Source organism: Aquamicrobium terrae (assembly GCF_040545735.1).
Taxonomy (GTDB): domain Bacteria; phylum Pseudomonadota; class Alphaproteobacteria; order Rhizobiales; family Rhizobiaceae; genus Mesorhizobium; species Mesorhizobium terrae_A.
Map to the genome: position 1 here is coordinate 44,387 of NZ_JBEPML010000011.1, position 22,150 is coordinate 66,536.

A 22,150-nucleotide genomic window follows, 5' to 3' on the forward strand; every position below is an offset into this window, starting at 1 on the left:
TCAGGATTGAAAACATGTCCAATACAGGCAAAGGCCCTTCGCAGCGCATGCTGCGCGTCGGCGAGCAGGTGCGCCATGCGCTGGCCGAAATGCTCCAGCGCGGCGAGATCCGCGACGATCTCATCGAGACGACGGTGATTTCCGTCTCCGAGGTGCGCATGTCGCCGGATCTCAAGATCGCCACCGCTTTCGTCGCGCCGCTGGGTGCGAAGGACGATGCCGCCGTCATCGCGGCGCTCAACAAGCATGCCCGCTTCATTCGCGGCCGCATGTCGCCGGCGCTGAGGCAGATGAAATACATGCCGGAATTCCGTTTCCGGCTGGATACCAGTTACGACAATTTCCAGAAGATCAACGAGCTGCTCCATTCGCCGGAGGTGGCGCGCGATCTCGGTCAAGAGGACGAGGACAAGGAATAGTGGCGCGCCGAGGCAAGAAGAAGGGCCGGCCGGTTTCCGGCTGGGTAGTGCTCGACAAGCCTGTGGGGCTTGGCTCGACCGAGGCGGTGTCCAAGATCAAGTGGCTGTTCCAGGCCGAAAAGGCCGGCCATGCCGGCACGCTCGACCCGCTGGCTTCCGGCATGCTGCCGATTGCGCTGGGCGACGCGACCAAGACGGTGCCCTATGTGCAGGACGGCGCCAAGGTCTACCGCTTCACCGTCGCCTGGGGCGAGGAACGCTCCACCGACGACCTCGAAGGCCCGGTGACCAAGACCGCAGACAAGCGTCCCTCCGAAGAGGAGGTGCGCGCGCTGCTGCCCAAATATACCGGCGTGATCCTGCAGATTCCGCCGCAGTTCTCGGCCATCAAGATCGCCGGCGAGCGCGCCTACGACATCGCCCGCGAGGGCGAGACGGTCGATATTCCGCCGCGCGAGGTGGAGATCGTGCGCCTCGACATCGTTTCGCATGAGGCCGACAAGACCGTGTTCGAGGTGGAATGCGGCAAGGGCACCTATGTGCGCAGCCTGGCCCGCGACATGGGCCGCGACCTCGGCTGCTTCGGCCACATTGCCGACCTGCGCCGCACCGAGGTCTATCCCTTCACCCCCGACGACTTCGTCACGCTGGAGGAGCTGGAAGCCGCCGTTCCGCCGCCGCCCGCCGAGGGCGAGGAACGCCTCCCCGGCGCCCGTTTCGCTACGCTCGACGATCTTCTGGTCGATACGCTGGCGGCGCTGGAAAGCCTGCCGCAGGTAGCTGTCGGCGACGATGCGGCACATCGCATCCGGCTCGGCAATCCGGTGGTCATCCGTGGCCGCGATGCGCCGGTCGAGGCCGACGAGGCCTGCATCACCGCACGTGGCCGGCTGGTGGCGATCGGCGCGATCGAGCAGGGCCTGTTCAAGCCCAAGCGGGTGTTCGCGGGCTGAGCCGTTCTTGAACTGATCGTTCAAGCGGGTAAGGTTGCCGCATTTTCTGCGGCAGCCGGGAGCAGATATGGCGAAGACAGGCAAGGCGGGGAGACACCGGCGGCGCAAGCGGCGCACGCCGGTCGGGGCCGCACCCGGCACCCTGATCGCCGATCCCGCCGCCCGCTCGACGCAGTTCGACCTGATGCTGGTCGCGCCGGACAAGTGCCGGACCATCCGCAATGCCACGGTTACCGACATCACCGCCAACCGCGAGGACTGGCCGCTGATGTGGCTCGACTGCGTGGGGCTTGCCGATGTCGCCACCATCGGCGAGATCGGCAGGCTGTTCGGCATCCACCCGCTGGCGATGGAGGACGTGATCAATGCCGACCAGCGGCCGAAGGTGGATTTCTTCGACGATCACGTCTTCGTCGCGCTGCGCATGGTCGATGACGCCAGCCTGAACCGCTATGAGCAGATCGCCGTGTTCTTCGGCGAGAAATTCGTCATCACCTTCCAGGAGCGCGAGGGCGACCCGTTCGGCCCGGTGCGCAAGCGCATCTGTGCCGACGGGCCGAACCGTTTGCGGGCGCGTCACGGCGACTATCTCGCCTATGCGCTGATCGACGCGGTGGTCGACAGCTATTTCGTGCCCATAGAGGCCGTCAGCGACGACATCGAGCGCATCGAGGATGGCATGCTGGGTGGCCCGCAAAAGGGCCAGATGCAGGAGCTTCACGCCCTGCGCCGCGAAATCCTCGTGCTGAAGGGCGTCTTGTGGCCGTTGCGGGATGCGCTGGCAACACTGATCCGCAATGACGATCCGTTCGTGACGCACGAGACCAAGGTGTTCCTCAACGACACGCTCGACCATGCCATGCGCCTGATCGAACTGATCGAGACGCAGCGCGATACGCTGACCGGGCTGATCGAGATGCACCTTTCCCTGACCCAGGCCCGCACCAACGATGTCATCTCGCTGCTGACCATCGTGTCGACCATCTTCATTCCGCTGACCTTCCTGGTCGGCGTGTGGGGCATGAATTTCGATCCGGACGTTTCGCCCTGGAACATGCCGGAACTGCGCGCCTACTACGGCTATCCGGCGGCACTCGTCTTCATGGTGGCCGTCGCCCTGGCGCTGTTCGGCTATTTCAAGTGGAGGAAGTGGCTGTAGCGCCTCCTTCCTTCTCTCCTTGCCGGGAAGGGAAAGGCCGGCGCAGGCCAGCCATTCCGAATCGGGCTGGCTTTTTGCAATCAATTGCACTATATGCGCCGCTGTATCGTGGGTTTTGCCGCGAATTGAGTGGCCTGTGCTGGACGACATCCCGGCTCGAGGCGTCCCGTTTCCTCCAACATATAAAGGAAAAGCTCGATGTCGATCACTGCCGAACGCAAGCAAGAATTGATGGCGCAGTTTGCAACTGCCAAGGGCGACACCGGTTCGCCGGAAGTGCAGGTCGCCATCCTCTCGGAGCGTATCAAGAACCTGACCGAGCACTTCAAGGACCACAAGAAGGACAACCACTCCCGTCGTGGCCTTCTCGCGCTCGTGTCGCAGCGCCGCAGCCTGCTTGACTACCTCAAGCGCAAGGACGAGGCGCGCTACCAGACGCTGATCGAGAAGCTCGAACTGCGTCGCTGACCTGTTTGGCCGGCGGGTGTCGCAAGGCACCCGCCGGCCGCGCATCCGGGCCTCCTATCGGCCCGTAGTTAGGTTCCATGGCGAAGAGGGTCGCCGGAACCGCCCCGTGGACGGTCATGGGGCAGGATTGCAGGATGCTCGCCCCGGCCTTGCGCCGATCATTCCGAGCTTCCCGTTGTCTTGCCCGTGGCTGCCCGAAACAAGCCAGAAGGTTTGGACCGCGTCGCCAAGGGCGACAGCGGTCCGGCCGCATATGAAGGACAAGACATGTTCAATCAGCACAAAGTGGAAATCGAATGGGGCGGACGTCCGCTCATTCTGGAGACCGGCAAGATCGCCCGCCAGGCTGACGGCGCCGTTCTCGCGACCTATGGCGAGACCATGGTTCTCGCCACCGTCGTTTCGGCCAAGGAGCCGAAGCCGGGCTTCGATTTCTTTCCGCTGACCGTCAACTACCAGGAAAAGACCTACGCGGCCGGCAAGATCCCCGGCGGCTATTTCAAGCGCGAAGGCCGTCCCTCCGAGAACGAGACGCTGGTCTCGCGCCTCATCGACCGCCCGATCCGCCCGCTGTTCGCCGACGGCTACAAGAACGACACGCAGGTGATCATCACCGTCGTCCAGCATGACCGCGAGAACAACCCCGACGTGCTGTCGATGGTTGCCGCTTCGGCTGCCCTGACGCTTTCCGGCGTGCCCTTCATGGGCCCGGTCGGCGGCGCGCGCGTCGGCTACATCAACGGCGAGTATGTGCTCAACCCGCACATCGACGAGATGCCGGAGTCCAAGCTCGACCTCATCGTGGCCGGCACCTCCGAGGCTGTGCTGATGGTGGAATCCGAAGCGCAGGAACTCGACGAGCAGACCATGCTCGGCGCCGTCATGTTCGGCCACAAGCACTTCCAGCCGGTGATCGAGGCGATCATCAAGCTGGCCGAGGTTGCCGCCAAGGAGCCGCGTGAGCACAAGGTCGAGGATTTGTCGGCCCTGGAGAAGGAAATCCTCGCCGTAGCCGAGGCCGACCTGCGCGACGCCTACAAGATCACCGACAAGCAGGCCCGCTACACCGCCGTCGACGCGGCCAAGGCCAAGGTCAAGGCCGCCTTCACGCCCGCCGAGGGCGAGGACGCCCGGTGGTCGGCCGAGCAGGTCGCCACCGTGTTCAAGGAACTCCAGGCCAAGATCGTGCGCTGGAACATCCTCGACACCGGCTCGCGCATCGACGGCCGCGACCTCAAGACGGTCCGCCCGATCGTGTCGGAGGTCGGCCTTCTGCCGCGCACCCACGGCTCGGCCCTGTTCACCCGCGGTGAGACGCAGGCGATCGTCGTCGCCACGCTGGGCACCGGCGAGGACGAGCAGTTCATCGACGAACTGACCGGCACCCGCAAGGAAGCCTTCCTGCTCCACTACAACTTCCCGCCCTATTCGGTCGGCGAGACCGGCCGCATGGGTTCGCCCGGCCGCCGCGAGATCGGCCACGGCAAGCTCGCCTGGCGCGCCATCCACCCGATGCTGCCTTCGGCAGAGCAGTTCCCCTACACGCTGCGCGTCGTCTCCGAGATCACCGAATCCAACGGCTCGTCCTCGATGGCGACCGTCTGCGGCACCTCGCTGGCGCTGATGGATGCCGGCGTGCCGCTGGCCAAGCCGGTGGCCGGCATCGCCATGGGCCTGATCAAGGAAGGCGAGCGCTTCGCGGTGCTCTCCGACATCCTGGGCGACGAGGACCACCTGGGCGACATGGACTTCAAGGTGGCCGGCACGGCCGGCGGCATCACCTCGCTGCAGATGGACATCAAGATCAGCGGCATCACCGAAGAGATCATGAAGGTTGCGCTGGAGCAGGCCAAGGGTGGCCGTGAGCACATTCTGGGCGAGATGGCCAAGGCGCTTTCGGGCGCACGTTCCGAGCTCGGCGAGTTCGCGCCGCGCATCGAGGTCATGACCATCCCGACCGACAAGATCCGCGACGTGATCGGCTCGGGCGGCAAGGTCATCCGCGAGATCGTCGAGAAGACCGGCGCCAAGATCAACATCGAGGACGACGGCACGGTCAAGATCGCTTCTTCCAACGCCAAGGAGATCGAGGCGGCCAAGAAGTGGATCCACACCATCGTGGCCGAGCCGGAAGTGGGCGAGATCTACGAGGGCACGGTGGTCAAGACCGCCGACTTCGGCGCCTTCGTCAACTTCTTCGGCCCGCGCGATGGCCTCGTGCACATCTCGCAGCTCTCCGACCAGCGCGTCGCCAAGACCACCGACGTGGTCAAGGAAGGCGACAAGGTCTGGGTCAAGCTGATGGGCTTCGACGAGCGCGGCAAGGTCCGCCTGTCCATGAAGGTTGTCGACCAGGCCACCGGCAAGGAGATCGCCAAGGAAAAGAAGCAGGACGAGGAAAAGAAGGCTGAAGGCGAAGACGCCTGATCCTTTCCCGACTGCCGGATCAAGCGGGCGCGCCGAAAGGCGCGCCCGTTTCCGTTTGGGCCCCCTGCTACGCAGGAACGACTGCGCCGGAGGGCAATTCGAGGCGGCGCGAGATGTCGAGAGCCTCCAGAAATGCCTCGTCATGGCTGACGACGAGCAGCGCGCCGTCATAGGCTTGCAGTCCCGCTTCGATAGCGGCGATGGAATCGAGATCGAGGTGGTTGGTCGGCTCGTCCAGTATGAGCAGGGGCGGCGGTTTGCTTCCGCCGAGTACGCAGGCAAGGGCCGCGCGCAGCAGTTCGCCGCCGCTCAGTTCCGCCACCTGTTGAAGCGCCGCATCGGCGCGGAACTTGAAGCGGGCGAGCGCTGCCCGGCAGGCGTTCTCGGTCGAGCCCGGATTGAGCTTGCGGAAATTGTCGCGCACCGACAGGGCGGGATCGAGCAGGCTGGCGCGCTGGTCGAGCATGGCCATGTCGGTCGCCACCTGCACCGCGCCGGAGAAGGGCGCGAGACGCCCGGCGATCACGTCCAGCAGGGTGGTCTTGCCGGAACCGTTCGGGCCGGTGACGGCGATGCGCTCCGGCCCGGTAACGGCGAGGGACAGGTCATCGAGAACCGGGCGCCCCGGTTCATAGCCCGCCGTCACATGATCGAGTCGCAGCATCGTCCTGCCGGCGGCAAGGCCGGTCGAAGGCAGCGAGACGGACAGCTTTTGCAGAACTTCCACGCGCCCGCGCGCCGCCGAGACGGCCTCGTGCGCTTCGGCCTGCCGGGCATCGGCAAGGCGCGCTCCAGCCCCGCCGCTGTTTTCGGCGCGTTCCTTCATGCCGCCGAGAAGAATGCGCGGCATGTCGCCCTTGGCCGCCTTCTTGCGGCCACCGCTGTCCTTGCGGGCCTTGCGCTCCGCCGCGATCTGCGCGGTGCGGGCCGCCTCCGTCGCCTTCTTCTCGGCGAGGTCGAGGTCGTGCCGGGCGGCTGCCAGTTCCAGCGCCTTGCGCTCCTGATAATGGCTCCAGTTGCCGCCATAGCGGGTGGCGCCAAGCGAGGTCAGCTCGACGATCTCGTCCATGAGTTCGAGCAGTTCCCGGTCATGGCTGACCACCAGCGCGCCCTTGCGCCAGCCTGCCAGCATGTCATGGAGCGCCCGGCGGCCGTCGCGGTCGAGATTGTTGGTGGGCTCGTCCATCAGCAGGAAATCGGCGTCCGAGAAGAGGAGCGCGGCAAGGCCGGCCCGCGTGCGCTGGCCGCCTGAAAGCGTATGCAGCGGCGTTTGCGGCATGGCTCCCAGCCCCATCCTGGCGAGGGCAGCCTCCATGCGGGCCTCAAGTGTCCAGTCGATATCGGCCAGTTCCTCGACCGTCGCCTCGCCTGCGCTTGCGCGCCGGATCAGGGCAAGCTGGGTCCCGACGCCGAACAGGTCGGCAACCGTGGCCGCAGGGTCAACCTGGACCGTTTGGTCGAACACGGCCATCGTGCCGTTGACCGCCACGGAGCCGGTCTGCGGGTTCAGCCTGCCGGCAATGATGTGAAGGAGGGTGCTTTTGCCGACGCCGTTGCGGCCGATGAGGCCTGTGCGGCCGGGACCGAAGGCAAGATCGAGGCTTGAGAAAAGCTGGCGGCCGTCAGGCGTGGAAAAGCTGAGATCGGAACAGACGATGGAAGGCATGCGTGAAGATTTCCCTGATGACGAAGCGGGTTCGCGTAGCGGTCAAGGAGAAATCGTTCACTGGTGCCTCCGGTCTGGCGGGTCGAGACTCATAGCTAGGTCGTTGCGGCTTGCGATGCAAGTGCGCGCGCCGGAAGCAGTAGAAAGATGCTGGACGGGCGGCGAAATTGCTCTATCAGCCGCATATGGCTTCCGACTCCCTCAAAACCCTGTTCCATCCTTTCGAAAACGGAGCGCTGGATGCGCCCGCCGCAGGCAGCCATGCGCTGTTCCTTGGCGCGGAGCCGGGCTTCCGCCTGCCGGAAGGCTTCGAGGCCGAGCTGCATTGCGTGCAGGGGTTCCGCCCGCATTTCCGTGCCCTGCAATCCGCCGGCCGCAACGTCGCGCCACGCGCGGAAGGTGACGGCTACGCCATGGCGCTGGTGCTGGCCGGTCGGCATCGTGGCCAGAACGAGGTGTGGATCGCCGAGGCGCTGGAGCGCGTGGCGCCGGGTGGTGCGATCCTGGTCGCCGGTGGCAAGGAGGATGGCATCGCCTCGCTGCGCAAGCGCATCGATGGGCTGGTGCCGCTGGTGGATGCCCTGCCGAAATATCACGGTATCGCCTTCTGGCTGCGCCGGCCGGAGGGCACGGAGGCGGCCGCGAAGCTGCGCACGGGCAATCCGCCGGCGCTGGTCGAAAACCGCTTCCACACCGCGCCGGGCATGTTTTCTTTCGACCGCATCGATGCCGGCTCGCGCCTGCTGGCCGAGAACCTGCCCGACGGCATTTCCGGCCATGTCGCGGATTTCTGCGCCGGCTGGGGCTTTTTGGCCGCCGGCATCACGGACCGCTTTCCCGACATCAAGTCGCTCGATCTCTACGAAGCCGATTTCGAGGCCCTGGAAGCCGCGCGCCGCAACGTGCCGCAGGCCTCCGGCTTCTTCTGGCAGGACCTGATCGGCGAGTCGGTCGAGCGGCGCTATGACTGGGTCGTCATGAACCCGCCCTTCCATCAGGGCAGGGCGGCGGAACCGGAGATCGGCCGGCGGCTGATCGAGGCGGCCGCCAAGGCGCTGAAACCGGGCGGGCGGCTGGTCATGGTCGCCAACCGGCAACTGCCTTACGAAGCGATCCTTTCGGGCGCCTTCGCCGCCTCGCAGGAGACCGCCCGCGACAATCGCTTCAAGGTGCTTCTGGCCCGCAAATGAAACAACGCCGGACGGGGGCCGCTCCGGCGTTGCAAGAACAAATGGATGGCTCGGATCAGCCCTTGTCGCTGTCCATGCGCTTCAGTTCGTCCAGCGTCGGCATCGAGACGATGTGGTAGCCCGAATCCACGTAGTGGATCTCGCCGGTGACGCCCGAGGACAGGTCCGACAGCAGGTAGAGCGCCGAATTGCCGATCTCGTCGATGTTGACCGTGCGGCGCAGCGGTGCGTTGCGGCTCTGGTAGTTGAACATGTAGCGCGCGTCGGAAATGCCGGCGCCCGCCAGCGTGCGCACCGGACCGGCCGAAATGCCGTTCACGCGAATGCCGTGCGGGCCGTAGTCGTTGGCGAGATAGCGCACGCTCGCCTCCAGTCCGGCCTTGGCGACGCCCATGACATTGTAGTTCGGCATGACCCGCACCGAGCCGGCATAGGTCAGCGTCAGCATCGAGCCGCCTTCGTTCATCAGCGCGGCGGCGTTGCGGGCCACTTCGGTGAAGGAATAGCAGGAGATCACCATGGTGCGCACGAAGTTGTCGCGCGTGGTGTCGGCATAGAGGCCCTTCAGCTCGTTCTTGTCGGAAAAGCCGATGGCATGGACGACGAAGTCGAGCCCGCCCCATTCGTCCTTCAGCGTGTCGAAGGTGGCGGTGACGGAGGCGCTGTCTTCCACGTCGCAGGGGATGAGCAGCGAGGCGCCGACCTGCTCGGCCAGTGGCTTGACGCGGCGGCCGAAGGCCTCGCCCTGATAGGTGAAGGCCAGTTCCGCGCCCTGCGCGGCAAGCTGGCGTGCGATGCCCCAGGCGATGGAATGGTCGTTGGCCACCCCCATGACAAGCCCGCGCTTGCCTTTCATCAGTGAATCCATTCTGGAGCCCTTTATGCGGAATAGCGCTGGAAGACCAATGTCGCGTTGGTGCCGCCAAAGCCGAAGGAGTTGGAGAGCGCAATATCGATCCTGGCGTCGTCGATGCGCTTGCGCACGATCGGCATGCCCTCGAATTCGGGGTCCAGCTCGGTGATATGGGCGCTTTCGCCGATGAAGCCGCCCTGCATCTGCAGGATCGAATAGATCGATTCCTGCACGCCCGCGGCACCGAGCGAATGGCCGGTGAGAGACTTGGTGGAGGCGATATTGGGCATGTCGGCGCCGAACACCTCGCGGATGGCCGCCATTTCCTTGGCGTCGCCCACCGGCGTCGAAGTGCCGTGCGTGTTGATGTAGTCGACCTTGCCGGAAACGGTGGACAGCGCCTGGCGCATGCAGCGCACCGCTCCCTCGCCGGAAGGGGCCACCATGTCGAACCCGTCGGAAGTGGCGCCGTAGCCGACCACCTCGGCATAGATCTTCGCGCCGCGCGCCTTGGCGTGCTCCAGCTCCTCCAGCACCAGCACGCCGGCGCCGCCGGCGATGACGAAGCCGTCGCGGGTCGCGTCATAGGCGCGCGATGCGGTGGACGGCGTGTCGTTGTACTTCGAGGACATGGCGCCCATGGCGTCGAACAGGTTGGACATCGTCCAGTCGAGGTCCTCGTGGCCGCCGGCGAAGATCATGTCCTGCTTGCCCCACTGGATAAGCTCGGCTGCATTGCCGATGCAGTGCGCCGAGGTCGAGCAGGCCGAGGAGATCGAGTAGTTGACGCCGTGGATCTTGAACCAGGTGGCGAGCGTGGCCGAGGCGGTGGAGGACATCGCCTTCGGCACGGCGAAGGGACCGATGCGCTTGGGGGAATCGTTCTTCAGCGTCGTTTCGGCGGCTTCCACGATGGTGCGGGTCGAAGGGCCGCCGGAGCCCATGATGATGCCGGTGCGCTCATTGGTGATGTCACCCTGCTCGAGGCCGGCATCGGCGATGGCCTGTTCCATGGCGACATGGTTCCAGGCGCCGCCGCGCGACAGGAAGCGCATGGCGCGGCGGTCGACCAGTTCGGCCGGATCGAGCGTCGGCGCGCCCCATACCTGCGAGCGGAAGCCGTGTTCGGCGAAGGATTCGGAGAAGCTGATGCCGGATCTGGCATCGCGAAGGGAGGCGGTCACCTCATCGGCATTGTTGCCGATGGAAGACACGATACCCAGGCCCGTGACAACGACGCGTCTCATGAGTGCTCCTTCATGGCTGGCAGGACCCGGCGAAGGTCAGGCTGCGGCTTCCTTGAACAGGCCTACGCGCAGGTCGGTGGCCTTGTATATGGTCTCGCCATCGGCCTTCATCCAGCCATCGGCGATGCCGAGCACCAGCCGGCCGCGCATCACGCGCTTGAAGTCGATGCCGTATTCGACCTTCTTGACCGAAGGCGTGACCATGCCGGTGAACTTTACCTCACCGGTGGACAGGGCGCGACCCTTGCCGGGCTCGCCCAGCCAGCCGAGGAAGAAGCCGGTGAGCTGCCACATGGCGTCGAGGCCGAGGCAGCCGGGCATGACCGGATCGCCGATGAAATGGCAGGGGAAGAACCACAGGTCGCGATGGATGTCGAGTTCGGCGCGGATGAAACCCTTGTCGAATTCGCCTCCCGTCTCGCTGATTTGGGTGATGCGGTCGAACATCAGCATGGGCGGATAGGGAAGCTGCGCATTGCCCGGGCCGAACATTTCGCCGCGGGCGCAGGCGAGCAATTCCTGGTAGTCGTAGCTGGATTTTCCTGCGGCCATCAAAAACGTCCCCGTCCAATATGGGCGGCCCGCGCCCTGTAAGCTCTAGTAACACAGTCCGTTTCCGGCCGGAAACCGTGGTTTACCTTGCGACGTGGCTCTAACGCGACGGTTTGCCGGGGTCAATGCGCGCTATTGATCGCACAGTCGTGACAGAATATATCTGAATAAGACATGGTTTCATCCGATGTCCTTATTTTGCCGGGATTGTGGCGTTTTGGACAATCGGACGAACCGGGGTGAATGAATGGATGCACCTGCGCAGAAGATGAGGAACGCTGTGGATAAGCGGGTTCGGGACGCCGGTCTGAGGCCGACGCGTCAGCGTGTCGCGCTGGCCGAGCTGCTGTTCGCCAAGGGCGACCGCCATCTTTCGGCCGAGGAACTGCACGAGGAGGCGCTGGCCGCGGGCGTGCCGGTGTCGCTCGCCACCGTCTACAATTCGCTCCACCAGTTCACCGAGGCGGGCCTGCTGCGGATACTGGCCGTCGAAGGCTCCAAGACTTATTTCGACACCAATACCTCGGATCACCATCACTTCTACATCGAGGGCGAGAACCGTATCTTCGACGTCGAAGGCGAACAGATGACCGTGCACAACATTCCGGAACCGCCGGAGGGCATGGAAATCGCCAATGTCGATATTGTGATCCGGCTGCGGCCGAAGCAATAATCCGGAAAACCTGCCGTGACGACGGCGCTTCTGAGGCTGGAAGGCGCGGCGCTGCTGGCGGCCGCGCTGGCTCTCTATGCCGCTTCTGGCGCGAGCTGGTGGCTGTTCGCCGTCCTTCTCCTCGCTCCCGATCTCTCGATGCTGGCCTATTGGAAGGGCCCGCGCCTCGGCGCTTATGTCTACAACGCCTTTCACATCACGCCGTGGCCGCTGGCGCTGCTGGTCGGCGGCTATCTTTCCGATGCGGCGCTACCGCTCGGCCTTGGCCTGATCTGGCTTGCCCATATCGGCATGGATCGGGCGCTGGGCTATGGCCTGAAAGAGACAGTCGGATTCTGCGACACCCATCTCGGGCGCATCGGCAGGGGCTGAGCCTGGCTCAGTCCTTCACCTTCTCGCCCGGATAGGCACCCCAGACCAGTGACTGGCTGATCCAGCCCGAATTGCCCGAAAACGTCATTTCGCACCACCGGCCGTCGCACGACTTGATGGTGCCGATCACCCCGGGCTCCAGCATGGCGACCACGCCCGCGTCCTCCGCGGGACGGCGCATGAGGTTGATTTGCGTCTCCTTGCCCCGCTGCCAGGGAGCGACGATTGCCGTGCGCTTGCCCGACAGCAGCGACTGGTTGACCCAGCCTTCCGAGCCATCGGCATCGCGCACACGCCGCCAGTTGTCGTATTCCTGGATGATCTCCATCGGCAGGCCGGCCTTGGTGTACATCCAGTCCACCGAATAGTTGGTGCCGGGGCCGACGCGGGAATTGACGCGCGCCGACTTCAGGCTGACGAAGCGGGGCAGGGGCAGGCCGCTGGGGCCGAGCCGTACATTCTGGGTCTGGGAACCGGCCGACTGCGCGCCCGCCGACTGGGCGTAGGCGAAGTTCGGGGCGACAAGGCCGAGCAAAGCTGCGCCCAGGGCAAGATGGCTAAGGCGAAACGACACGAAACCAGACACTTTCGTTTCCTTGCAGGCATTCCGTTGAATGGGACGGGTGCGAATGCCACGCCCCTTTTTCTTTGTCTTCGCCGGTTCGGCTTGGTACATGAGGCTAACGAACCGGGACAGCTTTGCAGTTTCGCCGGTCTTGGTTAAAGAGGTCTCAACGGTAACCGCGATCGGGGTAAATATGGCCGGCAGGAAGAAGCCTCTCGTCGTCATCACGCGCAAGCTGCCCGACCCTGTCGAGACGCGCATGCGCGAGTTGTTCGATGCGCGGCTGAATGTCGAGGACCGGCCGATGAGCCAGGCGGAGCTGATCGCTGCGGTGAAGGAAGCCGACGTCCTGGTGCCGACCGTGACCGACACCATCGATGCGGCGGTGATTGCCGAAGCCGGCCCGAACCTGAAGCTGATCGCCAATTTCGGCAACGGCATCGAGAAGATCGACGTTGCCGCGGCAACCGCGAAGGGCATCACCGTCACCAATACGCCGGGCGTGCTGACCGAAGACACGGCCGACATGACCATGGCGCTGATCCTGTCCGTGCCGCGTCGGCTGACGGAGGGCGCGAATATCCTGCCCGAGGGCAAGAAATGGGCCGGCTGGTCGCCGACCTGGATGCTCGGCCGCCGCATCTGGGGCAAGCGGCTCGGCATCGTCGGCATGGGCCGCATCGGCACCGCCGTGGCCCGCCGCGCCAAGGCCTTCGGCCTGTCCATCCACTATCACAACCGCCACCGCGTCATGCCGGCGCTGGAGGACGAGCTGGAGGCGACCTATTGGGAAAGCCTCGACCAGATGCTGGCCCGCATGGATATCATCTCGGTCAACTGCCCCTCGACGCCGGCCACCTTCCACCTGCTTTCGGCGCGGCGGCTGGCCTTGCTGCAACCCTCCGCCTATCTGGTCAACACGGCCCGCGGCGACCTCATCGACGAGGAGGCGCTGCTCAAGATGCTGGAGACCGGCAAGCTTGCCGGCGCGGGCCTCGACGTCTACGAGAACGAGCCAGCCATCAATCCGAAGCTGCTCAAGCTGGCCGCCAAGGGCAAGGCGGTGCTCTTGCCGCATATGGGCTCGGCCACGCTGGAAGGCCGCATCGACATGGGCGAGAAGGTCATCATCAACATCCGCGCCTTCTGCGACGGGCACCGCCCGCCGGACCGTGTCATTCCAAGCCGCATTTGAGGCTCTCGCAGCGTAAACCCGCCCGCCATTGTCGGCGGCGGCCTCCCCCTCTATCGTCCACACAAGTGGAGGAGGGGACATGAAAAAGGTTCTTCGCCGGAGCCTCGGCATCGGGGCGGCTGTGATGGTGGCGGCTGGAGGGGCCGCCTGGGCCTATCGTGACACCATCCTCGATTATCGCGCGGCGCTTGAATATGCGGGCAACTTCAAGCCGGACGTGATCGATCAGAATTTTCGCTCCCTTTTCGTGAAGTACCCGTCGATCCGGGTGCCGAAGAGTGCGGCCGCCAGTCCGCTGGAAAAGCAGGAACGGCCGCTGCCGGACAGCTACGGTTTCGCGGGAGAAAGCAGGTCCGTCGAAGACTGGATCGCGCGCTCGCAGACGACGGGCCTGATCGTCATCAAGGATGGCGTCATCGTCCATGAACGCTATCTGCGCGGCAATGGGCAGGATACCCAGTCCATCGCCATGTCGCTTTCCAAATCCTTCGTCTCCGCGCTGGTCGGCAGGGCCGTGGAGGACGGGTTGATCGACATTTCACGGCCGGTGGAAAGCTACGCGCCGGCGCTGGCCGAAGGCGGCTACAAGGGCGTGACGGTCAAGAACGTGTTGCAGATGTCGTCCGGCATCGGCTTCAACGAGGATTACGGCGACCTCAATTCGGATATCGTCCGCTACATCATCCAGATCTTGCGCGGCTCGGTCGCCGAATTCACGGCGCATCTGAAGAACGACATCCCGCAAGGCACCCTCAATCGCTACGTTTCGGCCGATACGCAGGTGCTGGGCCTTGTGCTGGAAGGCGCGACGGGCAAGCCGCTGGCCGATTATTTCAACGAGATCCTGTGGTCGAAGCTCGGCACGGAGGCCGATGCCTTCTGGCTGGCGGACCAGAAGGGAGAGGCGGTCGCTGCCGGGGGTCTCAATGCGGTGCTGCGCGACTATGCGCGTTTTGGCTTGCTCTATCTGAATGAGGGCCGCAACCAGTCCGGCGAGCAGATCGTGCCCGTGGATTGGGTCAGGGCCTCGACCACGCCCGACGCTGAACACCTGATGCCGGGGCGCGACGATGGTTTTGGCGGCAAGAGCTATGGCTACGGCTATCAATGGTGGATACCGCCGGAGAGGAAAGGCGGCGACTTCACCGGCGTCGGCATCTACGGGCAGTTCATCTACGTCAACCCCGAGCGACGGGTGGTCATCGCCAAGACGTCCGCCTATGAGGACTACAACAACACCGGACAGGCGATGAAGCGCGAGAGCATCGCCGCCTTCCAGGCGATTGCCGAGGGTCTGTAGTCAGCCGTCACCGCTGTCGCGGCGCTTGTAGCGGATGGTGTCGAAGCGGGCGGCCAGCGCATCGTAGAGCAAAAGGCGTCCCACCAGCGGCTCGCCGATGCCGGTGATCAGCTTGATCGCCTCCATCGCCTGCAACGTCCCCATCACCCCCACCAGTGCGCCCACCACGCCGGCTGCGGCGCAGGAGGGCACTAGGCCCGGCGGCGGCGGCTCGGGGAAGAGGTCGCGGTAGGAGGGATTTTTGCCCCCGTCCGCGCTTGATTCGAACGGTTTCAGCACGGTGAGCGAGCCGTCGAAGCGCCCGACCGCGGCATGCACCAGCGGGCGCTTTTCCTGCGCGCAGGCGTCGGCCACGGCAAAGCGCGTCTCGAAATTGTCGGTGCCGTCGATGACCAGATCGTATCCGGCGACGAGGGCCGGGGCGTTTTCGGATGTCAGGCGCAGCTCATGCAACTCGACCTCGACATGCGGATTGATGCGCAGGATCGCGTCGCGGGCGCTTTCGGCCTTCGATCGGCCAAGCGAATCCGTGCCGTGGATGACCTGTCGCTGCAGGTTGGAGAGCGATACGGCGTCGTCGTCGACGATGCCGAGCATGCCCACGCCCGCCGCCGCCAGATAGGCCAGCACCGGCGCGCCGAGCCCGCCGGCGCCCACCACCAGCACCCGTGCCGCCTTGAGCTTGCGCTGGCCGGGGCCGCCGATCTCGGGCAGCACGATGTGGCGCGCATAGCGCTCAAGCTCGTCGTCGGTCAGGGGAGGCAGGGTCGTCATGCGGGGGAAACTAGCATTTTCCGTTGCGGCGTCATCCACAATACTTGCAACTTTCAGGCATGGATTCCCGACACTCTTCATTCGCTTCGCTCATTGCGAGGTCGGGAATCCATGCCTGAACATCGAAAAAAGTTGACGAGGGTTTCCGCCCTGCCCTGCCGCTACTGCGCCGTCTCACCAACCGTCCCGTGATCCACGGTCAGGAACTGCGCCCGTCCATCGAGGCTGGAGAACAGGGCGGCGTCGGTGCCGGTCATGAAGGCCTGGCATTGCATGTCCTCCAGAATGGAGAACAGTGCGGCGCGCCGTCCGGCATCGAGATGGGCGGCGATCTCGTCGAGCAGCAGGATCGGCGTCATGCCGGAAATCTCGCCGGTCAGCCTTGCATGGGAAAGCACGATGCCGACCAGCAGCGCCTTCTGCTCGCCCGTGGAGCACAGTTCGGCCGGCATGGATTTCGGCCGGTGCCGCACGATCAGATCGGAGCGGTGCGGCCCCTCCAGCGTGCGCCCGGCAGCGCGGTCGCGTTCGCGCCCGGCGGCCAGCGCGCGGCGGAAACCTTCCTCGACATCGACCGCCGGCATGGTGCCGACCTGCGCCTCCAGCTCGCCGGAAAGGGCGATATCGGCCTGCGGGAAGGGGCCGTCGCCCGGCAATTGCTCGATCTTGGCGGCAAGCAGCCGCACCAGTTCGGCGCGGGCGGCGGCGATCGCCACCCCGGTTTCGGCCAATTGCGTCTCGATGGCCTCGAACCATGCGCCGTCGCGCGAGTTTTCGGCCAGCAGCCGGTTGCGGCCGCGCATCGCCTTTTCATAGGCCAGCGCGCGCTGGCCGTGGACGGCGTCGATGGCCAGCACCAGCCGGTCGAGGAAACGGCGGCGGTCGCCCGCCGGCCCGGTGAACAGCGCATCCATGGAAGGCGTCAGCCACATCACGCGCAGCCATTGCAGCAGTTCGTCGGCATTGCGTGCCGGCGCGCCGTTGATGCGCACCCGCCTGCCGACTTCGGTCCCTTCGGCGGCCACGATGCCGGTGCCGATATCGACCTCGCCTTCGGGGCCGTCCAGCCTGGCATGCAGGGCAAAGCCGCCGTCGCCCCCCTCGCGCGCCACATCGGCATAGGGCGCCCGGCGCAGGCCGCGCCCCGGCGCCAGCAGCGATATGGCTTCCAGGAGGTTGGTCTTGCCGGCGCCGTTGTCGCCGCTCAGCACCACCGGCCCCGGCTTAAGCTCCAGCGACAGCGACGCGTAGTTGCGGAAGTTCGTCAGCGTGAGCCGACTTATGTAGGGGCCGGGAAGCGTTTCCATGGGTCGGGCATCGCAAGACACGTTGCGATGCGCGCTACACCCGCATCGGCATCAGCACATAGAGCGTGTTCTCGTCGCTGGTGTCGCGGATGAGGGTCGGCGAACCGGCATCGGCCAGCATGAACTCGGCATCGCCGCTGCCGAGCTGGGCGGCGACGTCCAGCAGGTAGCGGGCGTTGAAGCCGATCTCGATGGGCGCGGCGGTGTAGTCGGCGGCCAGTTCCTCGGTCGCGCTGCCGGAATCGGGATTGTTGACGGTCAGCGTGATCTGGCCTTCGCTGAGCGACAGCTTCACCGCCCGTCCGCGCTCGGACGAAATGGTGGAAACGCGGTCGACGGCGGCGGCGAAGCTCTGGCGGTCGATGAGGAGCCGCTTGTCGTTGCCGGTCGGGATGACGCGCTGGTAGTCGGGGAAGGTGCCGTCGATCAGCTTCGAGGTCAGCACGACCGAGCCGATGGTGAAGCGGATCTTGGTGTCGGAAAGCTCGGTCGTCGCCGCCACGTCCGGATCGTCGACCAGCTTCTGCAATTCGCCCACGGTCTTGCGCGGGATGATGATGCCCGGCATGCCTTCCGAGCCGGCGGGCGCGTCGATCTCGGCGCGGGCGAGGCGGTGGCCGTCGGTCGCCACCGAGCGCAGCTTGAGCTTGCCGTCCGCCTCATGCGTGTGCAGGAAGATGCCGTTGAGGTAGTAGCGCGTCTCCTCGGTGGAGATGGCGAACTGGGTCTTCTCGATCAGGCCCTTCAGCGCCGCGGAATCCAGCCGGAAGATGTGCGGGAAGGAGCCGGCCGACAGTTCGGGGAAATCCGACTGCGGCAGGCACTGGAGCCGGAAGCTGGAGCGCCCGGAGGTGACGGTCATGGCGTTGCCGTCCTCGTCGGTCTTCAGCATCACCTCGGCGCCGTCCGAGAGCTTGCGCACGATGTCGTAGAGCAGGTGCGCGGGCACCGTGGTGGCGCCGGGCTGCTCGACGCGCGCCGGCGTCGCCTCCGTCACCTCGAGGTCGAGGTCGGTGGCCTTCAGCTCGAGGCTGGAACCGTCGGTCGAGAGCAGGACGTTGGACAGGATCGGGATGGTGTTGCGCCGCTCGACCACGCGGTGGACGTGGTTCAGGGACTTGAGGAGGTTCGACCGTTCCAGGATTACACGCATGACGAAACAGGCTCGCTTGAAGGAAAGGGCAGGTTCCCGGACCGGCAACCTGCCTCAGTCTGCATTGCTTAGAGCATCGGGCCGAAAAGTGGAATCGGTTTTCGGAACATCCCGATGCTCAGTCAAGGTACCGGAGCGTTGCGTGTCCGCCCGCAAGGCCGCACACGGCTCCCGAATGGGAGCCAAACTGACAGGAAAAGCGCCCCGAAAGCAAGACCGAACGGCCTTTCGCAGCGGGTTTTGCAAGGTTTTCCGGCATGGCGGCAAAGGCTGCCGCCACGCCGCGATGGGCTTCGCTCAGGCCTGGTCGTTGATCAGCCGGCGCAGCAGTTCCAGTTCTTGCGCAAGCGTGTTGTCGCTGTCCGACATGCCCTCGATCTTGCGCACGGCATGCAGCACCGTGGTGTGGTCGCGGCCGCCGAAACGTCGGCCGATTTCGGGCAGCGAACGCGGCGTCATCACCTTGGAAAGATACATCGCCACCTGGCGCGGCTTGACGATGGTGCGCGTGCGCCGGTTGGACAGCAACTCCGTCTTGGAGACGTTGTAATGGCGGGCGACGATGCGCTGGATGTCCTCGATGCGCACCCGCTTCGGCTCGCCCGAGCGATAGATGTGGCCGAGGATCTCGTCGATGCGGTCGACCGTGATCTGCGGCTCGAAGGATTGGCGGAACAGAAGCTGGTTGAAGGCCCCTTCCAGTTCGCGCCCCGAACCGGTGACGGTGCGGGCCACGTGTTCCAGCACGGCATCGGAGATATCGAGCGCGGCATCCTCGGCCTTGGCTGCCGCCAGCCGCTGCTGGAGCATGGACAGGCGCATGGAGAAATCCGGCGTCGACATTTCCAGCGCCACGCCGCCATTGAGGCGCGAGCGCACGCGCGGCTCCAGCGATTCCAGCTCCGCCGGCGGCCGGTCGGCCGCCACCACCACCTGCTTGGCGCTGTCCAGCAGCATGTTGATGAGGTGGCAGAACTCGTGCTGGATCGACTTGCCCTGCAGGAACTGCATGTCGTCGATGATGAGCAGGTCGATGTCGCGAAGCTGCTCCTTGAGCGTCAGCGCATTGTTGTCGCGGATGGCGGTGGCGAAGCGCCACATGAAATATTCGGCCGTCAGGTAGACGACGCGCGACTTCGGGTTCTGGCGCAGCGATTCCGCCGCGATGGCCTGCAGGAGGTGCGTCTTGCCGAGGCCGACGGTGGCATGCAGGAACAGGGGGTTGAAGCGCACGGCGCTGGATTGCGATTCCGCCACGGCGCGGGCGGCGGCGAAGGCGACGCGGTTCGACGGGCCCTCCACGAAGGAAGCGAAGGTGTAGCGCGGATCGAGCGGGGAGCCCAGCACGTTCTGGCGGAACTCGGTCTCGACCGGGCCTGGGCGCTGCGCGGGCATGCGCTCGGCCTTGCCGGCATTGGTGCCGTTGTTGGCCATGGTGGAGGCAAGGGCCGTCTGCGACTGGCGCGACACCGGGCGCCGCTGGACCGCCGTTTCGGCATCCACCGCGCGGGTCTGCCTTGCGGCGGTGCGCACGATGATCTCCACCTTGAGGACCTCGGGGTCCTCTTCCTTCCACAGCCCGACGATCTGCTCGAGATAGTGGCCGTTGATCCAGGAGCGCAGGAAGGCGGTCGGCACCGAGATGCGCACCACGCCCTTGGAAGCCTCCGCCAGCTTCATGCGCCCGAACCAGCTCGAATAGACCTCTGCCCCCAGGCGCGCCTTGAGCTTTGCCTTGATCCGCTCGAACTTGTGATCCGCCTCCCCAAGAGTTGTCAGGTCATGTGCTTTGGCGACGTTCTCCTCATAGGAAAGATCGCCAAGCTCCGTGCCCATGCCGCTCTGCATCGTGTGATCCTTGTCCCGCACTTTCGCGCCATGGGCATGTCGCCCGTGGCGGCCTCGTTGTCATTTCTCCTCCGGCGCGGCCGCCGCTGGCCTTTGCCGGATGTTCTCGCTGCGGGCCGCACCGTCTCCGGCCCTGTCCCGCAACAGGGAAACTGCGCGCATGGCAAAGCAAGCCGTCCGGCGCGACGCCGGCCAAACTTCGATACGCCATACAAATGACTGGTCCCCTGCCAGTATCGAAAGCGAATAGTCGACCCGCCCGCGAACAAACGCCCGTGGTGCCAATGCTGCCATTTTTGATTAGGTCGAGGGCGTAGGGCCCGTCCCTTTCGATGAGGAGACACTACCGAAATCGTTGTGGAAAGGGCAAGGCCGCATCTTACCGGTTTTTAACGAATCTGGTTACCAAATAGCCCTTCGCAGCGGTGGTCCCGACACCGGCATTCTTGAAAGCCATTGGGATTCAAACTCTTTTCGCGAGCACCCCGAAACGGTAGCTGGCGAGATTCTTTTTTTTAATATTTTGCTTGACACTGGGTTGTCCCCTTTCGGCTGTCGCCGATATGAACAACCTGTGGACGACCTTCATCAAGCCTTTGAAATATATGCTACTTTTTTGCCATGCTCGCGATGCGGTGTTGCTGCCCGGTGCAACCTGAAAGACACATACCGGCAAAAATCCACGTTGTGAAAAAAATGCCGTAACGGAAGGTCGGGAGGGCCATTCCGGCTTTTCGCCGGGCAACGAAAAAAACCCGGCGCGAGCGCCGGGTTTCGAAGAATGGGTAAACTTTGTCTGGGATCAGGCCGACAGGCTCTTGAGCCGCTGGGCCAGGCGCGAGACCTTGCGCGAGGCGGTGTTCTTGTGAACCACGCCCTTGGTCGCGGCGCGCATCAGTTCCGGCTGCGCGGCCTGGAAGGCGGCCTCGGCGGCGGTCTTGTCGCCAGCGGCCAGAGCCTCCTCGACCTTGCGAATGAAAGTGCGGACGCGCGAGCGGCGGTTCTTGTTGATCGCCGTGCGGCGGGCGATCTTGCGCGTTGCCTTTTTGGCCGAGGGGGTGTTGGCCATGATGCCTCTCTTCTGATCTCAATGGTGGGCGCTTGCGGCAACCCGCAGGGCACAAAAACAAATGGGCAGCCGCAGGGCCACCTCAGTTGGGGCGGCTTATAGTTCAGCTTTCGAAGTCCGTCAATCTTGCTTCGCACGGAAAGGCTGATTTGAGCGGCATCGGGCCTGCTATTTGTTGCGGAATTCCGGCTTGCGCTTCTCCACGAAGGCGGCCATGCCCTCCTTCTGGTCGTCCAGCGCGAACATCGACTGGAAGACACGGCGCTCGAATCGCAGGCCCTCGGCCAGCGTCACCTCATAGGCGCGGTTGATGGCCTCCTTGTTCATGATCACCGAGGGCAGGGAGAAGCCGGCGATCTTGGCAGCCGCCTTCAACGCTTCCTCGACCAGTTCGCCGGCCGGCACGATGCGCGACACCAGGCCGGAGCGCTCGGCTTCCTCGGCATCCATCATGCGGCCGGTCAGGCACATGTCCATCGCCTTGGATTTGCCGACGAAGCGGGTGAGGCGCTGCGAGCCGCCCATGCCGGGCATGACGCCGAGCGTGATCTCGGGCTGGCCGAACTTGGCATTGTCACCGGCGATGATGAAATCGCACATCATGGCAAGCTCGCAGCCACCGCCGAGCGCGTAGCCGGCTACCGCCGCGATGATCGGCTTGCGGGTGCGGGTGAAATCCTCCCAGCCGGAGAACAGGTCGCCCAGATAGACGTCGACATAGCTCTTCGACTGCATCTCCTTGATGTCCGCCCCGGCGGCGAACGCCTTTTCGGAGCCGGTCAGCACCACCGCGCCGATATTGTCGTCGGCGTCGAAGGCCTTGGTGGCGGCGAGCAGTTCGCCAAGGACGGCGGAGTTCAGCGCGTTGAGGGCCTTCGGCCGGTTCAGCGTGATCAATCCGACCTTGCCGCGGGTTTCCACGATGATGTTTTCGTAAGCCATGCGCTTCCTCTCCTGAGC

At 64.9% G+C, this 22,150-nt stretch carries 21 protein-coding genes; 10 read left to right on the forward strand and 11 right to left on the reverse strand.

All coding sequences use genetic code 11. The features are described from left to right. Positions 1–14 precede the first annotated feature (14 nt). The 5 genes from rbfA to pnp all read left to right on the forward strand — a co-directional run bounded on the left by rbfA (position 15) and on the right by pnp (position 5,426). Positions 15–419: a 30S ribosome-binding factor RbfA gene (gene rbfA / locus ABID37_RS15975; RefSeq protein ID WP_354196507.1), complete on the forward strand. Its 405-nt coding sequence runs from the start codon at positions 15–17 to the stop codon at positions 417–419. Continuing rightward, the gene (gene truB, locus ABID37_RS15980; protein ID WP_354196508.1) at positions 419–1,372 is read left to right on the forward strand and encodes a tRNA pseudouridine(55) synthase TruB; all 954 of its coding nucleotides are present in this window, start codon (positions 419–421) and stop codon (positions 1,370–1,372) included. Before rbfA ends, truB begins: the two co-directional genes overlap by 1 nt. Positions 1,373–1,439: 67 nt before the next feature. After that, positions 1,440–2,531 (forward strand): magnesium/cobalt transporter CorA, encoded by a 1,092-nt coding sequence (corA, locus tag ABID37_RS15985; RefSeq protein ID WP_354196509.1) that lies wholly within the window; start codon positions 1,440–1,442, stop codon positions 2,529–2,531. 198 nt (positions 2,532–2,729) lie between these two features. Beyond that, positions 2,730–2,999 (forward strand): 30S ribosomal protein S15, encoded by a 270-nt coding sequence (rpsO, locus tag ABID37_RS15990; protein ID WP_035023415.1) that lies wholly within the window; start codon positions 2,730–2,732, stop codon positions 2,997–2,999. 267 nt (positions 3,000–3,266) lie between these two features. Continuing rightward, positions 3,267–5,426 carry a polyribonucleotide nucleotidyltransferase gene (gene pnp / locus ABID37_RS15995; protein ID WP_354196512.1) on the forward strand — a complete coding sequence of 720 codons (2,160 nt, stop codon included), beginning with the start codon at positions 3,267–3,269 and terminating at the stop codon, positions 5,424–5,426. A 67-nt stretch (positions 5,427–5,493) separates the two neighbouring features. Here the strand turns inward: pnp and ABID37_RS16000 are convergent, their stop codons facing one another. Continuing rightward, the gene (locus tag ABID37_RS16000; protein WP_354196514.1) at positions 5,494–7,092 is read right to left on the reverse strand and encodes an ABC-F family ATP-binding cassette domain-containing protein; all 1,599 of its coding nucleotides are present in this window, start codon (positions 7,090–7,092) and stop codon (positions 5,494–5,496) included. A 185-nt stretch (positions 7,093–7,277) separates the two neighbouring features. Here ABID37_RS16000 and ABID37_RS16005 point away from each other — a divergent pair, with 185 nt between their 5' ends. Continuing rightward, positions 7,278–8,282 carry a class I SAM-dependent methyltransferase gene (locus ABID37_RS16005; protein WP_354196516.1) on the forward strand — a complete coding sequence of 335 codons (1,005 nt, stop codon included), beginning with the start codon at positions 7,278–7,280 and terminating at the stop codon, positions 8,280–8,282. Positions 8,283–8,337: 55 nt separating this feature from the next. On the opposite strand, the gene fabI is transcribed toward ABID37_RS16005, so the two are convergent. The 3 genes from fabI to fabA are packed head-to-tail and all read right to left on the reverse strand — an operon-like array spanning position 8,338 to position 10,934. Next, the gene (gene fabI / locus ABID37_RS16010; RefSeq protein ID WP_354196518.1) at positions 8,338–9,150 is read right to left on the reverse strand and encodes an enoyl-ACP reductase FabI; all 813 of its coding nucleotides are present in this window, start codon (positions 9,148–9,150) and stop codon (positions 8,338–8,340) included. A gap of 11 nt (positions 9,151–9,161) precedes the next feature. Then, positions 9,162–10,382 carry a beta-ketoacyl-ACP synthase I gene (fabB, locus tag ABID37_RS16015; RefSeq protein WP_354196520.1) on the reverse strand — a complete coding sequence of 407 codons (1,221 nt, stop codon included), beginning with the start codon at positions 10,380–10,382 and terminating at the stop codon, positions 9,162–9,164. A 36-nt stretch (positions 10,383–10,418) separates the two neighbouring features. Next, positions 10,419–10,934, reverse strand: a complete 516-nt coding sequence (gene fabA, locus ABID37_RS16020; protein WP_354196522.1) for a 3-hydroxyacyl-[acyl-carrier-protein] dehydratase FabA — start codon at positions 10,932–10,934, stop codon at positions 10,419–10,421. Between the two features lie 268 nt (positions 10,935–11,202). Between fabA and irrA the strand changes: the two genes are divergently transcribed. Then, positions 11,203–11,607, forward strand: coding sequence for an iron response transcriptional regulator IrrA (gene irrA / locus ABID37_RS16025; RefSeq protein ID WP_354196773.1), 405 nt, complete (start codon positions 11,203–11,205; stop codon positions 11,605–11,607). A gap of 15 nt (positions 11,608–11,622) precedes the next feature. Next, positions 11,623–11,979: a DUF4260 domain-containing protein gene (locus ABID37_RS16030; RefSeq protein ID WP_354196524.1), complete on the forward strand. Its 357-nt coding sequence runs from the start codon at positions 11,623–11,625 to the stop codon at positions 11,977–11,979. 7 nt (positions 11,980–11,986) lie between these two features. Here ABID37_RS16030 and ABID37_RS16035 read toward each other — a convergent pair whose 3' ends face one another. After that, complete coding sequence (locus tag ABID37_RS16035) at positions 11,987–12,565, reverse strand: SH3 domain-containing protein (RefSeq protein WP_354196526.1); 579 nt, start codon at positions 12,563–12,565, stop codon at positions 11,987–11,989. A 172-nt stretch (positions 12,566–12,737) separates the two neighbouring features. On the opposite strand from ABID37_RS16035, the gene ABID37_RS16040 reads away from it, so the two are divergent. After that, positions 12,738–13,739: a 2-hydroxyacid dehydrogenase gene (locus ABID37_RS16040; protein WP_354196528.1), complete on the forward strand. Its 1,002-nt coding sequence runs from the start codon at positions 12,738–12,740 to the stop codon at positions 13,737–13,739. Positions 13,740–13,818: 79 nt separating this feature from the next. Next, entirely contained in the window at positions 13,819–15,039 is a 1,221-nt protein-coding gene (locus ABID37_RS16045; RefSeq protein WP_354196530.1) for a serine hydrolase domain-containing protein, read from the forward strand. On the opposite strand, the gene ABID37_RS16050 is transcribed toward ABID37_RS16045, so the two are convergent. The 6 genes from ABID37_RS16050 to ABID37_RS16075 form a co-directional block, all read right to left on the reverse strand. Beyond that, the gene (locus tag ABID37_RS16050) at positions 15,040–15,813 is read right to left on the reverse strand and encodes a molybdopterin-synthase adenylyltransferase MoeB (RefSeq protein WP_354196532.1); all 774 of its coding nucleotides are present in this window, start codon (positions 15,811–15,813) and stop codon (positions 15,040–15,042) included. Between the two features lie 161 nt (positions 15,814–15,974). Continuing rightward, entirely contained in the window at positions 15,975–17,120 is a 1,146-nt protein-coding gene (recF, locus tag ABID37_RS16055) for a DNA replication/repair protein RecF (protein WP_354196534.1), read from the reverse strand. Positions 17,121–17,154: 34 nt separating this feature from the next. Then, a complete protein-coding gene (gene dnaN, locus ABID37_RS16060) occupies positions 17,155–18,273 on the reverse strand; it encodes a DNA polymerase III subunit beta (protein ID WP_354196536.1) in 1,119 nt (372 codons plus the stop codon). Between the two features lie 297 nt (positions 18,274–18,570). Next, the gene (dnaA, locus tag ABID37_RS16065; protein ID WP_354196538.1) at positions 18,571–20,121 is read right to left on the reverse strand and encodes a chromosomal replication initiator protein DnaA; all 1,551 of its coding nucleotides are present in this window, start codon (positions 20,119–20,121) and stop codon (positions 18,571–18,573) included. Positions 20,122–20,923: 802 nt separating this feature from the next. Beyond that, positions 20,924–21,190, reverse strand: coding sequence for a 30S ribosomal protein S20 (gene rpsT / locus ABID37_RS16070; RefSeq protein ID WP_354196540.1), 267 nt, complete (start codon positions 21,188–21,190; stop codon positions 20,924–20,926). A 168-nt stretch (positions 21,191–21,358) separates the two neighbouring features. After that, complete coding sequence (locus ABID37_RS16075) at positions 21,359–22,132, reverse strand: enoyl-CoA hydratase (protein ID WP_354196542.1); 774 nt, start codon at positions 22,130–22,132, stop codon at positions 21,359–21,361. Between the last annotated feature and the right edge of the window lie 18 nt (positions 22,133–22,150).